The organism is Arthrobacter sp. P1_H7 (assembly GCF_056405215.1).
The window spans coordinates 268,805-284,176 of sequence record NZ_JBFUCO010000010.1 but is presented as its reverse complement, the minus strand read 5'-3'; the positions used below and the strand labels follow the sequence as shown (position 1 = coordinate 284,176).

12 protein-coding genes are annotated in these 15,372 nt (G+C 68.3%); 6 read left to right on the top strand and 6 right to left on the bottom strand.

Features of this window, described 5'->3' with window-relative positions; genetic code table 11:
* Positions 1 to 551 precede the first annotated feature (551 nt).
* From AC1DXI_RS12185 to AC1DXI_RS12170, 4 genes are all read left to right on the top strand, one after another.
* Positions 552 to 839, top strand: coding sequence for an HU family DNA-binding protein (locus AC1DXI_RS12185; RefSeq protein WP_011776355.1), 288 nt, complete (start codon positions 552 to 554; stop codon positions 837 to 839).
* A 198-nt stretch (positions 840 to 1,037) separates the two neighbouring features.
* Complete coding sequence (locus tag AC1DXI_RS12180) at positions 1,038 to 3,212, top strand: bifunctional copper resistance protein CopD/cytochrome c oxidase assembly protein (protein ID WP_476938834.1); 2,175 nt, start codon at positions 1,038 to 1,040, stop codon at positions 3,210 to 3,212.
* A complete protein-coding gene (locus tag AC1DXI_RS12175) occupies positions 3,209 to 5,167 on the top strand; it encodes an NHL domain-containing thioredoxin family protein (protein ID WP_476938833.1) in 1,959 nt (652 codons plus the stop codon). The genes AC1DXI_RS12180 and AC1DXI_RS12175 overlap by 4 nt, the downstream gene beginning before the upstream one ends.
* Before the next feature lie 210 nt (positions 5,168 to 5,377).
* Entirely contained in the window at positions 5,378 to 6,199 is an 822-nt protein-coding gene (locus tag AC1DXI_RS12170; RefSeq protein ID WP_476938832.1) for an endonuclease domain-containing protein, read from the top strand.
* 133 nt (positions 6,200 to 6,332) lie between these two features.
* Here the strand turns inward: AC1DXI_RS12170 and AC1DXI_RS12165 are convergent, their stop codons facing one another.
* The 4 genes from AC1DXI_RS12165 to AC1DXI_RS12150 form a co-directional block, all read right to left on the bottom strand.
* On the bottom strand, positions 6,333 to 7,325 hold the full coding sequence (locus AC1DXI_RS12165) for a hypothetical protein (RefSeq protein WP_476938831.1): 993 nt from the start codon (positions 7,323 to 7,325) through the stop codon (positions 6,333 to 6,335).
* 135 nt (positions 7,326 to 7,460) lie between these two features.
* Entirely contained in the window at positions 7,461 to 9,206 is a 1,746-nt protein-coding gene (locus tag AC1DXI_RS12160) for a helicase HerA-like domain-containing protein (RefSeq protein WP_476938830.1), read from the bottom strand.
* Positions 9,207 to 9,255: 49 nt separating this feature from the next.
* Entirely contained in the window at positions 9,256 to 9,957 is a 702-nt protein-coding gene (locus AC1DXI_RS12155; protein WP_476938829.1) for a type 1 glutamine amidotransferase domain-containing protein, read from the bottom strand.
* A 47-nt stretch (positions 9,958 to 10,004) separates the two neighbouring features.
* Positions 10,005 to 10,874, bottom strand: a complete 870-nt coding sequence (locus AC1DXI_RS12150; RefSeq protein WP_476938828.1) for an aldo/keto reductase — start codon at positions 10,872 to 10,874, stop codon at positions 10,005 to 10,007.
* 182 nt (positions 10,875 to 11,056) lie between these two features.
* On the opposite strand from AC1DXI_RS12150, the gene AC1DXI_RS12145 reads away from it, so the two are divergent.
* Together AC1DXI_RS12145 and AC1DXI_RS12140 are read left to right on the top strand one after the other, a co-directional pair.
* Entirely contained in the window at positions 11,057 to 11,851 is a 795-nt protein-coding gene (locus tag AC1DXI_RS12145) for a glycoside hydrolase family 25 domain-containing protein (RefSeq protein WP_476938827.1), read from the top strand.
* Between the two features lie 133 nt (positions 11,852 to 11,984).
* Positions 11,985 to 12,974 carry an LLM class flavin-dependent oxidoreductase gene (locus AC1DXI_RS12140; protein ID WP_476938826.1) on the top strand — a complete coding sequence of 330 codons (990 nt, stop codon included), beginning with the start codon at positions 11,985 to 11,987 and terminating at the stop codon, positions 12,972 to 12,974.
* 20 nt (positions 12,975 to 12,994) lie between these two features.
* Here AC1DXI_RS12140 and galK read toward each other — a convergent pair whose 3' ends face one another.
* Both galK and galT read right to left on the bottom strand, forming a co-directional pair.
* Positions 12,995 to 14,194: a galactokinase gene (galK, locus tag AC1DXI_RS12135; RefSeq protein ID WP_476938825.1), complete on the bottom strand. Its 1,200-nt coding sequence runs from the start codon at positions 14,192 to 14,194 to the stop codon at positions 12,995 to 12,997.
* Entirely contained in the window at positions 14,191 to 15,372 is a 1,182-nt protein-coding gene (gene galT, locus AC1DXI_RS12130) for a galactose-1-phosphate uridylyltransferase (protein WP_476938824.1), read from the bottom strand. The genes galK and galT overlap by 4 nt, the downstream gene beginning before the upstream one ends.

The window sequence follows — 15,372 nt, the reverse complement described above, 5'->3', positions numbered from 1 at the left end:
CCCCAACCACCAGGTTGGGGTCCTCCCGCATTTAAACGGCTCTTTCCGGGCTTGACCTGTGCCTTCCGGCGGCCCGGCCTCGAGGGATCGGCCGCCCGCCAGACCCGGTAATCCGTGCCCAGCCAGGTCCGGGTTTAGGCCGGCGAGAACTCCGGTCACAGGGCCCGCCACGAGCGCCTCTCGGGTCCCGCGCAGCAGGCAGGGCACCCATAGCGCGCGCCGGCGTCGTGTCTGCCAGGACCCACAGTCGCGGCCGACCAGGACCTTGGGGCCGGTCCCCAACTGGCAGCCCCCCGGCGGGCTGTTCGGTGGCGGAAAGTCCGCCGGCGGGGACCGCGGCGGATCCCGCGGAAACGGCGGCGACGAGGGGGCTTCCGCTCTCGGCGCAATTTGACCGCGATCGGCGCCGATTCCAGTGATTTTCCCCAAAAAAGGCCGAAAACACGCGGAATTTGCCACCTCTGAGGCGCCAAGCTGGTAAGTTTTCGAACAGTGGTTTGTACGCATGCCGTGTGCAGGCTCCAAAATCGTGACCGTCCAGGAGGACATAAATGGCTAAGAACCGTAGTGAACTTGTTGCAGAGGTAGCAGGCAAGGCCGGCACCAGCCAGGCAGCAGTCAACTCCGTGCTCGACGCACTGTTCGAGGTCTTCGAGACCTCCGTCGCCGCGGGCGAGAAGATCACCATCCCGGGCTGGCTCGCCGTAGAGCGCACCGACCGTGCAGCTCGCACCGGCCGCAACCCGCAGACCGGCGAGACCATCCAGATTGCCGCTGGCCACAGCGTCAAGCTGACCGCCGGCTCCAAGCTGAAGGCTGCAGTCGCCAAGAAGAAGTAGTCTTCTTCGCAGGCTTGAAAGGAGCGGCAACCCTCGGGTTGCCGCTCCTTTTGCGTCCCCGGCCGGTCCCCGGCCGTCCCGCTGCCCTTCCCGGCCAGTCCACGGCCCTGTGAAGGTCTGGCCGGCTGGGCGGATCCCCGGAGGCCCAACCGCCGGGGCCGATTCGCTGAGCAAGGCGGCGTAGCGGACAATGGAGGTGTGCCTTCCGCAGTAAATCCCACGCCCACAACCGCAGCGCCCGTTCCCCCCGGGGACGCACGCGGCCCTGGCTCCGGTCCTGCCGGGATTGCCCGGCCTTGGCTGATCGTTGGCCTTGGCGCGTTGTTTATTGGCCTGGTAGCGGCACTCATCTTCTCCGGCGCAGCAGCCGCCCGCGAGGTCTCAGATCCCGGCGCGCTGGTGCGCTGGGGGCTTCCGGTGAGCAAAGCGATCCACAACGTCGCCGTAGCCACCGTGATCGGCGGCCTCATCTTCGCCGTCGGCATCCTCCCGCGGAACAGGAGCGGCTCCCGGTCCAAGGAACAGGACGCCCCCGAACATCCGGCCTTCACCCGGGCGCTTGCCGTGGCAGCGGCCGCCGGCGCCGTCTGGACGCTCTCCGCGATCACCGTGCTGGTCCTGGGCTACGCCGACATTGCAGGGCAGGGCATCTCCGGGGACCCGGAATTCACCCGCTCCCTCGTGTACTTCATGACGGACATCGAAACCGGACGCGCATGGCTGGCTGTCGTGATCATCGCAGCCGTCGTTACCACCGCCCTCTTCGGCGTGCGCTCCCGCGGCGGCCTGGCACTGACGCTGGTCCTTTCGCTGATCGGACTGGTCCCCGCCGCCCTGATCGGACACTCCTCAAGCTCCAGCGACCACGAGGGCGCCATCAACTCGCTCGGCCTGCACCTGGTCGGCGTATCGGCCTGGGTGGGCGGTATCATCATGCTCGCAGTCCTCTCCGGCGTCCTGGAAGGCACGCGCGCCGGCGGCCGCACCTCAGGCGCGGCCCCGGGGACCGCAGACATCACCGAGCCAACGCTGCGCCGGTTCTCATCGCTGGCCGGCTTTGCCTTCGCCCTGGTTTTCGCCTCAGGCGTGATCAACGCCAGCATCCGCCTCACCAATTGGGCAGACCTCTTCGGCTCGGCCTACGGGCAACTGATCCTCGCCAAGACGGCAGCTGTCCTGGTGCTGGGCGGCATCGGGCTCATGCACCGCCGCTGGGTCATCCCGCAGCTGGGCAACCACGCCATGGGCAGGTCCGCGCGCCGGGTGCTGTGGCAGCTGGTGATCGTGGAGCTGATCATCATGGGAGCGACGTCCGGGATCGCCGTCGCGCTGGGGCGCTCCGCCCCGCCGCAGCCCACCACTTTCGCCCCCGACGCTTCGCCGGCCTTCATCCTCTCCGGCTATGAGCTGCCGCCGGAACTGACCCCGGACCGGTGGCTCACGGAGTGGCGGCTCGACTGGCTCTGGGTCGCCGTCGTCGTATTCGCCCTGGTGTCCTACCTCCTCGGCGTACGAAGGGTGCTGAAGCGGGGCGACTCGTGGCCCTGGTTCCGGACGGTCAACTGGGTGATCGGACTCGTGCTCCTCACCTACGTGACTTCGGGGCCGCCGTCGGTCTATGGCCGGGTGTTGTTCTCGGCGCACATGGTGGACCACATGGCCCTGACCATGGTGGCCCCCATCTTCCTGGTCCTCGGCGCCCCCGTGACGCTGGCACTGCGGGCGCTCACGCCGCGGCGCGACAGCTCCCGCGGCCCGCGCGAGTGGCTCATGATCTTCATCCACTCCAAGTTCTCGCAACTGGTCACCCACCCGCTGTTCGCGGCCGCCAACTTCGCCGGCTCCATTGTGCTCTTCTACTACTCGGACGCGTTCGGCTACGCGATGCGGGACCACGTGGGCCACGAACTCATGAACCTGCACTTCGCCCTCACCGGCTACATCTTTGTGCTCACCATGATCGGCACCGATCCATTGCCGCGCCGCGCACCGTACCCCATGCGGCTGCTGCTCCTGTTGGCCACCATGGGCTTCCACGCGTTCTTCGGCGTCGCCATCATGGGCGGCACGGGGCTGCTGGCCGCCGACTACTTCGGCAACCTCGGCCGGACCTGGGGCCCTTCGGCCCTGCTGGACCAGCAGATGGGCGGCGCGGTGGCCTGGGGCATCGGGGAAGTGCCCACGCTGCTGGTGGCGATCGGTGTCGCCGTTCAGTGGTCCCGCTCCGACGCGCGCGAGTCCAAGCGCACCGACCGGGCGGCGGACAGGAATAACGACGCCGATCTCACCGCTTACAACGATATGTTTGCCAAGCTGGCCGAGCGCGACGCCAGGCTTGCCGAACGCAATTCAAAGCTGGAAGGACGCTCATGACCGAAACCGTACGCACCCACCTCCGGGTCCGGGCCTCCGAACTGGTGGGCCGCAACTGGCTGAACACCGGTGGCAAGTCCCTGGACCTCGAATCCCTGCGCGGCAAGATCGTGCTGCTGGACTTCTGGACGTTCTGCTGCATCAACTGCCTGCACGTCCTGGACGAACTCCGCCCGCTCGAGCAGCAGTACTCGGATGTCCTCGTGACGGTCGGCGTGCATTCGCCCAAGTTCGAGCACGAGGCCGATCCCGTGGCGCTGGCGGCCGCCGTCGAACGCTACGAGATCCGCCACCCTGTCCTCGACGACCCCGAATTGGACACCTGGAAGGCCTATACGGCGAGGGCCTGGCCGACCCTGGTGGTTATCGATCCCGAGGGCTACATCGTGGCGCACCTCTCCGGTGAAGGCCACGCGGACGGGCTCGCCGTGCTGATCCCCGAGCTGATCGCCGAACACGAAGCCAGGGGCACCCTGCACCGGGGCGACGGACCGTATGTGGCGCCGGAACCGACGTCGGGTACGCTGCGCTTCCCGGGCAAGGCCCTCTTCCTGCCCGCCGGCCGCGGCGTCGGAGGTGCCGGCGACGGCTCGTGGCTGGTGACCGACACCGGCCACCACCGGCTCGTGGAACTCTCTACCGACTTTGAGACCGTGCTGGCCACGTACGGCTCCAGCCAAAAGGGCCACGCCGACGGCAACGCCGCCACCGCCCGGTTCAATGAACCGCAGGGCCTGGTACTGCTGCCCGAGGATGTCGCCGCGGACTCCGGCTACGACGTCGTCATTGCCGACTCCGTGAATCACCGGCTCCGCGGGCTGTCCCTCGCGGACGGAACCGTCCGGACGCTGGCCGGAAACGGCGTACAGCGGCTGCTGGAAACCGGCCCGGCCCGCGTGGACGAGGAAGGCGCCGCGTACGGTACCCGGCTCGAGGCAGACCCGCTCGCGGTGTCCCTGAGCTCGCCGTGGGACGTCGTCTGGTCCAGCAAGCTCAACGCCGTGGTGGTGGCGATGGCGGGAGTGCATCAGATCTTCAGCTTCGAGCCGACCTCCGGCGCCGTAAAGATCATCGCCGGCAACGGCCTCGAAGGACTCCTGGACGGCCCGGCCGCTGAAGCCTGGTTCGCCCAGTCCTCCGGCCTCGCCGAAGACGCCGACGGCAACATTTGGGTGGCTGACTCCGAGACCTCCGCCCTGCGCAAGCTCGTGGTTGATGACGCCGGCAGCATCACCGTTGAGTCGACGGTGGGCAAGGGCCTGTTCGACTTCGGCTTCCGCGACGGCCCCGCCGCGGAGGCGCGGCTGCAGCACCCGCTCGGCGTCACAGTGCTCCCTGACGGCTCGGTGGCCATCGCGGACACGTACAACGGCGCAGTCCGCCGCTACGACCCGGCAACGGGCACGGTCTCCACGCTGGCCCGCGGACTGTCCGAGCCCTCGGACGTGATTGTGGACCACACCCAGGTCGCCGGATCCGAGCCGTTGCTGGTGGTGGTCGAGGCCAACAAGCACCAGCTCGTGTACGTGCCCATCCCGAAGGAAGCCCAGCAGGTGGACGAGGGTGCGGCGCAGACCCACCGGCCCAAGAGCCCGGTGGCTCCCGGCCCGCTCGAACTGGCGGTCCGCTTCACGGCGCCCACCGGGCAGAAGCTGGACGACCGCTGGGGCGATCCCACCCAGTTGAAGATCTCTTCCACACCCCCGGAACTGCTGGTCTCCGGCGGCGGGACGTCCGTGGGGCTCCTGCGCACCCTGGAGCTTTCCTCCGACGTTCCCGAGGGCGTCCTGCACATCACCGCCCGCGCGGCGGCGTGCGACGGGCCCGAAGACGCCGACGGCGAGATCCCGGACCATGCGGCCTGCCACCTCTACCAGCAGGACTGGGGAATCCCCGTGCTCCTGCAGGCCGACGGCGACACCGAGCTGGTCCTGGACCTGCGCGGAATGGACTGAGCCGCTGCGCCAAGGCTGATCCAAAGGCTGCTGTCCGTGACCTGATGTCACGGCCAGCAGCCTTTGGCTTTCTTCGGACCCCCGAACCGCGGAATCCCGGCGCCGGCGGACACCCGGGGCCCGAAAAAGCTGCACGGCGTGACGCGGAATTATCCACATACGACTGCCGGCCGGTCGCGGCGCCTGTTGGGCAGGGCGAATCATGTGCTCATGGATGTCTTCACGGCGTTGACCATCTGCGGAGGAGCGGCCCGGCGGCCGTCCCTCGTCGGCTTGGGCATTGACGACGCCGCATTGCGGCGGGCGGTGCGAGCCGGCGTCGTGCAGCCGTGCCGCGGACTGTACGCACTTCCGACGGCGGAGCCTGACTATGTCGCGCTGCTGCAGCACAGGCAGCTGCTTACATGTGTGAGCGCCGCGCCTTTCTATGGGCTTTGGGCCCTGGAGCAGACCGGGGCCCGGCACGTCTACCACCGGCGTGGAAACGGCGCAGCCGGGGGATCGGGACACGGTGGACTGCTGCTTGCGCCGGATCCGCACCGGCCGGTTGCGGCCCTGGGCGACGTCCTCATACATGCGCTGCTGTGCCTGCCGTTCCGCGAGTCCCTGGTGATGGTTGAGTGTGCCGTCGGCAGGGGCGACATGACGCTGGATTTCTTACGACGGCGACTGCCGGGGGCGCGCAACGGCCGGGCCCGGGAGGTCCTCACCTGGGTGGAGCTTGGCGCAGAATCCCTGCTGGAGACCCTGGCGCGAACGTACTTCCGACAAGCCGGAATCACGGTGGAGACGCAGGTGCACGTCGAGGGCGTCGGTCACGTGGATCTGCTGCTGGAGGGCAGACTGATCGTGGAGCTCGACGGCCGTCATCACGGAGAATGGGCTCAGGTGAAGAAGGACCAGCGCCGCAACAACCGCTCCGTGGTCCGGGGCTACGCAGTGCTCCGCTACTACTATGCCGACGTCGTTCACTATCCGGCGGCGATGGTCGCCGAGGTTCTGGCCGTTCTTGCCCGGGTGAAGGCGCCATAGGTGTCACGGTCTGCAGCTTTTCGGGCACCGGGAGAGAAAGGATCCGCAGGTTTCTTGGGGAGCCGGGCTCACGCGGGGCTCAAAGTCTGCCCTGCGTGACGGGCAACGGTGCTGGCGCGGAATCCCTTGGGTGCTAGTAGTCCAGCTGTGGCGTGAGTTTGACGGTGTCGCCGTCGATGTCCAGCCGGGTCGTGAAGCTGAAATCGTGGACGGAGTCGATGTCGGACACGGCGCCCGAGAACAGGTCCTGTTGGCGGGCCTTGATCCGGGCCTTGCCGTCGAGGGGCGCCACCACCCAGCGGCCGCCGAACGGCTCGATGCTGACGCTCGGGTAGTCCGTGATACTCCAGTCGATGGTCCCGTCCATCACGCGGTTGTTGGTGGCATGGTAGAAGGGGCAGTTGGGCTGCAGCTTCTGCTGCTGGTCGGCCTCGTCGGCGCAGGAGTCCAGGAACTCCTTGACCTTGCTGCTCACAGCTTCCTTCAGGGCGCCTGTGGCCTCGGTCAGCAGGTTCAGCGAGGCCGGACGCGCGTCCCCGCCCGACACGGTGGCGCGGGTGGCCGGGGCGGAGAAGTACTGGCCGTTCAGGGTCGCCTCATACTCGCCGGGGTAGAAGACGGCGAAGGAGTTGCGGCCGTTGGGCATGTTCACCGGTACCCCGTTGAGCGTGGCCTCGCTGGAGTTGACCACGGTGACGTCCAGTACGGGCAGCTCAGAGGGGACGAAAGACCATTTGTGGAAAAACAGCCACTCGGTGCCGGAGCGTTCCAACAGGAACTCGGTCCGCAACGGGTTGCCGTCGATGGTGTAGTCCATGGGCACCATGACCTGCTTGGCGCCGCGCACTTCCGCGGCGCCAAGCTTGACGTCAGAGATGCGGGCCGCCGCGGTTTGCAGGGCCGTGCCGTCGAGCATCGCCGGGTTGCTTTGTGGCACGGAGGCACGTAACAGGCCCAGCGCCTTTTCGCCGTCGCCCTTTTGCAGGGCACTCAAATATTCGCGGACTGGCTGCTGGGGCCCGGCAAGGGAGTCGTTCACCAAGTTGATCGACACGATGGCCCCGGCGACGGCAAGCATCAGTCCGAGCAGCCACACTGCCGCGATTTTGACCAACGCCTGACTCATCTGCACCATTCTTACGTTACCTGTACCCCACAGGAATCCCGGTGTCACGGTCCGCATCTGTGACGCGGAGCATGGCTGAAGGCCGCCCGGGCCGGCTGGCCGGGAGCGTTCGGTTGGTTGCAGCCGCGGTGATCCCTAGCGGCGGCGGCGCTTGGAGGAAGTGCCGAAGACGCCGCGGAGCAGCTCCCTGCCAAGCTGGGTCCCCAGCGAGCGGGCCATGCTCTGGAGGCCACCACCGAGGGCCCCCGCGAGGTCGCCGCCGATGCCCCCGCCACCGCCGGCCTTCGGCTGCGCCGGCCGGGGGGCGCGCCGCTCGGGCACGTTGTCATTGTCGGGCATCCTGGGCGCCGGCGCGGGGCGGCTGCTAGGTCGGCCAAGGATTTCTTCCTCGATCCGTCGGGCTTCGGCGTCGATGGCGCGGGGGTCCAAACCGCCGCCCAAACCGCCGCCCTGGGCTCGGTCCGGGGCTGCGCCCTGGTGTGCGGTCCCGGTGGCCGGTCCGGTGGGGGCAGCACCTGTGTAGTCACCGCCTTCGGCGGCGATCTTCTCGTAGGCCGAGATGTTATCGACGGCGGTGCCGTACTTGGGCAGCAGGGCCGAGGCTGCGACGGTGCTGGAGATCAGCTCGTCGGTGCTGGGACCCATCACGGACTCCGGGGCACGGAGCCGGGTCAGCGCCACGGGGGTCGGCGCGCCGTTCTCATTCAGGACCGTGATGACGGCCTCGCCGATGCCGGCGGTGGTGAGGGTCTCCTCGAGGTCGTAGTCGCTGGTCGGGAAGGTGGAAACGGTGGCCCTGAGGGCCTTGGCGTCCTCCGGGGTGTAGGCGCGGAGGGCGTGCTGCACCCGGTTTGCCAGCTGGCCGAGGACGTCGGCAGGGACGTCCTTGGGGGTCTGCGTCACGAAGAAGATCCCGACTCCTTTGGACCGGATGAGCCGGACGGTGGTGGTGATCGCATCGAGGAAGGCTTTCGAGGCGCCGTTGAACAGCAGGTGCGCCTCATCGAGAAAGAAGACGAGTTTGGGCTTGTCAAGGTCCCCGGCCTCGGGCAGGTCCTCGAAGAGGTCGGCGAGCAGCCACATGAGGAACGTCGAGAAGAGCATGGGCTTGGTCTGCAGGGTCGGGAGCTCCAGGCAGCTCACCACGCCGCGGCCGTCCGGCGCGGTCCGCAGCAGTTCGGCGGTGTCGAACTCGGGTTCGCCGAAGAACTTCTCCATGCCCTGCGCCTCGAGCGTGATCAGTTCGCGCAGGATCACGCCGGCGGTGGCCTTGGAGAGGCCGCCGAGTTCCTCAAGCTCGTCCTTGCCCTCGGCCGAGGTCAGGAACTGGATCACGGCCCGCAGGTCCTTGAGGTCGATCAGCTCAAGGTTTTTCTTGTCCGCGAAATGGAAGACGAGCTGCAGGCTGGATTCCTGGGTCTCGTTCAGGTCCATGACGCGGGAGAGCAGGATGGGACCGAAGGAGGTGATGGTGGCGCGGACCGGTATGCCGTTGCCGTCGCCGCCGAGGGCAAGGAATTCCACCGGGAAAGTCTTGCCGGCCCACGCCTGGCCGAGGCTCTCCGTGCGGGCGAGGAGCTTTTCGCTGCCCGTGGCCGCAGTGGCCAGCCCGGAGAGGTCACCCTTGATGTCGGCCAGGAACACGGGCACACCCGCGGTGGAGAGCTGTTCGGCGATCATGTGCAGCGTGACGGTCTTGCCGGTGCCCGTCGCCCCGGCCACGAGGCCGTGCCGGTTCATCATCGCGAGCGGCAACCGGACCGGCGCCTCCTTGCGGAGCTCGCCGTCGACGATCGCCGCGCCGAGCTCGATGGTCGGGCCCTCCAGGGTGTAGCCCTGGACGATCGTGGCGACTTTGTCTGCAGTGGATTTGATGGCCATGCGGTTAGCTTAGCCGGGTCCGGGGTTCCCGGACCCGGCCAAGACGAGCCTATTCGGCGAGGGCCTTGAGGACCTCCTTGGCCACGTCCTCGCTGGACTGCGGGTTCTGCCCGGTGATGAGGTTTCCGTCCCGCACAACATGAGACGTCCAGGCCGCGCCGTTCTCCACTACCGCGCCCTTCTCCGTCAGGACGTCCTCCACGAACCACGGTGTATTGGGTCCCGTGCCGCCGCCCAGCTCCTCCTCATTGGTGAAGACGGTGAGGCGGCGTCCGGCGAAGGTGAACGCGCCGTCGTCGTCCGTGGCGCTCAGCAGCCCGGCCGGGCCGTGGCAGAACGGCGCGACGATCTTGGCCGCGGCGTTGGCGCCGGAGAGGATCCTGCCGAGGTCGGCATCCCGGTACAGATCGGCCATGGGCCCGTGGCCGCCCGGCATGACGACGGCGTCATAGTCGGCGACGTCGACGCCGCCCAGCACCAGCGGGGCGGACAGCTCGGCGTCGATCGACTCAAGGTATTTCCGGAAACCGTCGGCACGGTCCTGGCCGCCCGCGGACTCGGCCGCGAGGCTGACCTCGTCCACCGTGGGTTTCCGGCCTCCGGGGGTGGCGATGTGCACGGTGTGACCCGCGTCGAGGAGGGTCTGGTGGGAGACGACGAGTTCCTCGGCCCAGTAGCCGGTGGGGTGTTCGGTGCCGTCGCGCATGGTGAGGGAATTTGCGGCCGAGACGACCATCAGGATGTTAGCCATGGTGTTGTTCCTGTTCTGCCGGCAGGGCCGGCGGGTGGTGGAAGGGGTTAGCGGGCTGCCTGGAGTTCCGCGAAGGTGGCATCGTCGAGCACGACACCGGCCGCCGCGAGGTTTTCTTCCAGATGCTTGATGGAGCCGGTGCCGGGGATGGGCATTATGACGGGGGAGCGGCGCAGCAGCCAGGCCAGCGCGACCTGGGAGGTGGTGGCGCCGAGCCGCGTGGCGGCCGCGTCCAGCGGACCGCCCGGCCGGGCGAGTTCGCCGGCGGCGATGGGCGCCCACGGAATAAAGCCGATGCCGTTCTCCTCGGCATATTCGAGGACGTCCTCGGAGCTGCGGTCGGTGAGGTTGTAGCGGTTTTGCACCGTGGAGACCGTGAAGTACTTCCCGGCTTCCTCCAACTCCTCCACGCTGACCTGAGACAGGCCGAGGGCTTTGACCTTGCCTTCCTTTTGCAGATCGCGAAGCACGGTGAACTGCTCCTCGCGGTCCACTGTGGGATCGATCCGGTGCAGCTGCAGGAGGTCCAGGGCATCGACCTTGAGCTTGCGCAGGCTCAATTCCGTCTGCTGGCGCAGGTATTCGGGCCGGCCGACCGGAACCCATACGTTGGGTCCGGTGCGCGCGAACCCCACCTTGGTGGCGATCTTGAGGCCGTCCCGGTAGGGATGCAGCGCCTCGGCGAGGATTTCCTCGCTGATGTTGGGGCCGTATGAGTCGGCGGTGTCAATGAAGTCGATGCCGAGCTCCACGGCACGGCGTACGACGGCGACCGCGGCGGCGCGGTCCGCCGGCTCGCCCCAGACGCCGTCGCCGGTGATCCGCATGGCGCCAAAGCCCAGCCGGTGGACAGTTCCCAAGTCCTTCAAGTCGATCGTGGCAGATAGTTCCGGATGCTGTGGATTGTCATGGCTCATAGGTACGGGAACATCCTCAGCCTGCTGACTATTCCAAGGGTTCCCGCCCGGACGGCCCCCGGACGGCCCCCGGACGGTCCCCGCTCGGGCGACGCGGGGCCCTGCGCAGCGCCCGGCCGGTTCAAAGATATCTGCCCTGCAGGGTTACGCTACCGATTGGAATTTATGCTTTAGACTGTGGCATGCCCAACTCGCTCCCGCGCATCGTACTGGCCATTGTCGTGACCCTAGGCCTTGTCTTCATGGGTGGAAGCCCGGCCTCGGCCGCCACTTCACCGGGGCCGGGTATCGACGTGTCCTGGCCGCAGTGCGGTAAGGTCCTGCCCAAGCAGCCCATGTTCGCGATTGTCGGCGTCAACAACGGCCTTGCCAACACGACGAACCCCTGCCTAGCGAGCCAGCTGGCCTGGGCGAAGACGGCCAAGTCTCCCGCGGCAACGTCGCAGCCGAGGGTGGCACTGTACGTCAACACCGCCAACCCCGGCCGACAAGGGTCCTGGTGGCCCACGTCGAACACCTACAACGGTGTAAAGGTCACCAACCCCTACGGCAGCTGTGCCGCGGGGACGTTCAAAGCCTGCTCCTACATGTACGGGTGGGCCAAGGCATCCGACGACGCCAGGCGCCGCGGGGTCAGCAACCCGCAGTCCTACCTCTGGTGGCTGGATGTGGAAACGGAAAACACCTGGCAGACCGACAAGGCCGCCAACGTGGCTGTCCTGGAAGGCATGACCGCCTATTTCAAGCGGATCGGCGCCCGCGTGGGCCTCTACTCCACGGGTTACCAGTGGGGACAGATCGCCGGAACCGTGAAGTCGACCAGCCCGCTGGCAGGATTGCCCAGCTGGCTTGCTGGTGCGGGATCGGCGTCCGGCGCGAAGGCGAACTGCACCCTTCCCGGGTTGACCCCGCGCAGCCGCGTCTCCATGACGCAGTACATTTCCGGCGGCCTGGACTACAACTACTCCTGCGGCTGAGCCGCCTGCAGAAATATCCCGGGGGCCGCCGTCGTTGACCCCAGTGTGCCCGCGCCGGAAACCCGGTGCCGCCCAGGACCGCAGTCCACACTCCGGCCCGCACACTGCTCCGCTACGAAAGGCCGGCTTTTCCGTGACTGTTCCGCTTTCCATTCTTGATCTCGCTACCATCGGCCCGGGCCAGACGGCCGCGGAGAGCTTCGCCGGGAGCGTGGCCATGGCGCAGCTCGCCGAGGACCGGGGCTACCGGCGGATCTGGTACGCCGAGCACCACAACATGTCCGCGATCGCCTCGTCCGCCACGAGCGTGCTGATCGCCCACGTCGCGGCCCACACCTCCAGCATCCGGCTCGGCGCCGGCGGCGTGATGCTGCCCAACCACTCGCCGCTGACCATCGCGGAACAGTTCGGCACGCTCGAGACCCTGCACCCGGGCAGGATTGACCTCGGCCTGGGCCGGGCGCCGGGCAGCGACCAGAACACCATGCGCGCCCTGCGCCGCGATCCGATGTCGGCAGACAGCTTCCCGCAGGACGTCCTGGAGCTCCAGGGCTACCTGACCGGCCCCACCCGCATCCAGGGCGTGGAGGCCACCCCGGGCAAGGGCACCAACGTGCCGCTGTACATCCTGGGTTCCTCCCTGTTCGGCGCCAGGCTGGCCGCGCAGCTGGGCCTGCCCTACGCGTTCGCGTCGCACTTCGCGCCCAACGCGCTGCAGGATGCGGTGGCCGTCTACCGCCGCGAGTTCCGGCCCTCCGCGCAGCTCGACGCCCCGCACGTGATCGCCGGAGTCAACGTCATTGCCGCGGACTCGGCCGCCGAGGCGCAGGCGATGTTCCAGGCCACCAAGCGGGCCAGGGTCTCCCTGTTCTTCGGCAATGGACGCGTGTTCAGCGACGACGAGGCGGACATGATCCTGGACTCGCCCCAGGGCCAGCACATGGCGCAGATGATGAAGTACTCCGCTGTGGGCACCCCCGAGGCCGTCCTGGCGTACCTCGAGGAGTTCACGGAGCACGCCGACGCCGACGAACTGATCGTGGCGCACCAGAGCACCGGGACCGAAGCCCGGCTCCGTTCCGTGGAACTCCTGGCCGACGCGGCCCGGCTCGTGCGGGCATAAGGCCCCGGAGTCTTACCGGGCTACAGTTCCCGGCGGGCGCCCTCGGACGCGGTGACGGGGAAAATATGCGCGGCCGTGTACCCGGCCCGGGCGAAGTCGCGGGCGACGCCCGCGGCCACCGCCGCGGCGTCGTCGTTGCGGACCAAAGCGATGGCGGCGCCACCGAAACCGCCGCCGGTCATCCGCGCGCCGATGGCACCCGATTCCTGCGCGCTGGCCACGGCGAGGTCGAGCTCCGGGGTGGAAATCTCGAAGTCGTCGCGCATGGACAGATGCGATTCGTTGAGGAACCGCCCGATCGCGGCGGCGCCGGAGGTCCGCAGTGCCGTCACGGTGTCCAGCACCCGCTGGTTTTCCGTGATGATGTGGCGGACCCGGCGGTAGGTCTGTCCGTCGAGCTGTGCTGCGGCGCGGGGGAGATCGGCCGGGCCCAGCGCCCGCAGGCTGCCCACGCCCAGGCGGCGGGCGCCGTCCTCGCAGGAACGACGGCGGCTGGCATAGCCGCCGTCGGCATGGGAATGGCTGGTGCGGGTATCGATCACGAGCAGCCCCACCCCGGCGCCGGCGAAGCCGAGGGCAACCGCCTCGGTCGTCAGGTTCTGGCAGTCGAGCAGGATGCCATGATCGGGCTCGCCCAGGAGGGAGGCCGACTGGTCCATGATGCCGGTGGGCGCGCCGACCACCCTGTTCTCGGCCAGCTGGCCGATCCGGGCCAGTTCCGGCCTGCCCAGCCCCAAGTCCCAGAGATCGTTCAGGGCCAGGGCCACCGCGCATTCGACGGCGGCAGAGGAGGACAGCCCGGCACCGGCCGGGACATCCGAGGTCAGCGCCAGGTCCAGGCCGGACAGCCGGGACGGGACGCCGGAACCGGCTTCGGAGCCGGCTGCGGAACCGGCGCCGCCGGCCGCCCGGGACATCGCCCAGGCCACGCCGAGGGGGTACGCGGCCCAGCCGGTGAGGGCATCCGGGTCAAGGTGGTCGAGGCTTACCTCTATGACGCCGGGGAAGGAGCTGCTGGTGACCCGGAGCAGACGGTCTGCGCGGACGCGGGCCGCCACCGTGGTGCGCTTGTCGATAGCGATCGGAAACGCGAAGCCCTCGTTGTAGTCCGTGTGCTCGCCGATCAGGTTGACCCGCCCGGGCGCCGACCACAAGCCGTCCGGCGCTCCACCGAACTGACTGGAAAAGTACCCACTTTCCCGTCCAAGGACCTCGTTCATGGCTGGGCGGCTTCCTGTTCTGTTGCTGGGACTTCTGTGCGGAATGGCTCGAGCCCTGACGCGCGCGGTGGTGGCGATGCTTTTTCCATGGCATCGCGGAGCCGTGAGGCGGCCGTTTCCGGCGGGATGTCCGCGATGAACGCGCCCATCGCGGCCTCCGACCCTGCCAGGTACTTGAGCTTGTCCTCCTCCCGGCGGGGCGAGGTCAGTTGCAGCATGAGCCGGATGTCGTCCCGGTGGGCGTGGACGGGAGCCTGGTGCCAGGCCGAAATGTACGGAGTGGGGGTGTCGTAGAGGGCATCGACGCCACGCAGGAGCTGGCGGTACAGCAGGGAGAACTCATCGCGTTCCTCGTCCGTCGTGGCGGCGAGGTCCGGGACGTGCCGGTGCGGGAGGATGTGCACTTCCAGCGGCCAGCGCGCGGCAAACGGGACAAACGCCGTCCAGTGCTCGCCCTGGAGCAGCACCCGCTCGGATTTCTGCTCGAAGCTGAGGATGTCCTCGAACAGCGAGCCGCCGTAGTTCCCGATCGTGCGGACCAGCTGGGCCGTGCGGGGCGTGATGTACGGGTAGGCATAGATCTGTCCGTGCGGGTGGTGCAGGGTCACGCCGATCGCTTCGCCGCGGTTCTCGAACGGAAAAACCTGTTCGACGCCGGGCAGTGCGGACAGCGCGGCCGTCCGGTCCGCCCAGGCTTCCACCACCGTGCGCATCCGGGACAGGGGCAGCCCCGCCAGGGAGCCGGTGTGTTCCGGGGAGAAGCACACCACTTCGCACCGGCCCACGGACTGCCGGCTGCGCCCCAGCCCCACCAGGGCGAGGTCATCCAGGCCTTCCGGCGCCGCGGTCCCCGTCAGGTCCGGCCCGAAGGACGGGGACTTGTTTTCGAAGACCGCGACGTCGTAGAGGCTCGGAATTTCCGAGGGATTCTCCGGCGACGCCGGGGCCAGCGGGTCCAGGTGCGAGGGCGGCAGGACCACCCGGTTCTGCCGGGCGGCCGCGATCGAGATCCACTCCCCGGTCAGGACGTCCTGGCGCATGGTGGCGGTGGGCGGCCGGACCGCCGGCGCGCGGAGATCCTCCCCCCGGTGCGGGGGCAGGGCGGTATCGGCATCATCGAAGTAGATGATGTCCCGGCCATCGGAGAGCTTGTAGGAGCGTTTCGTAATCTGGCCCAT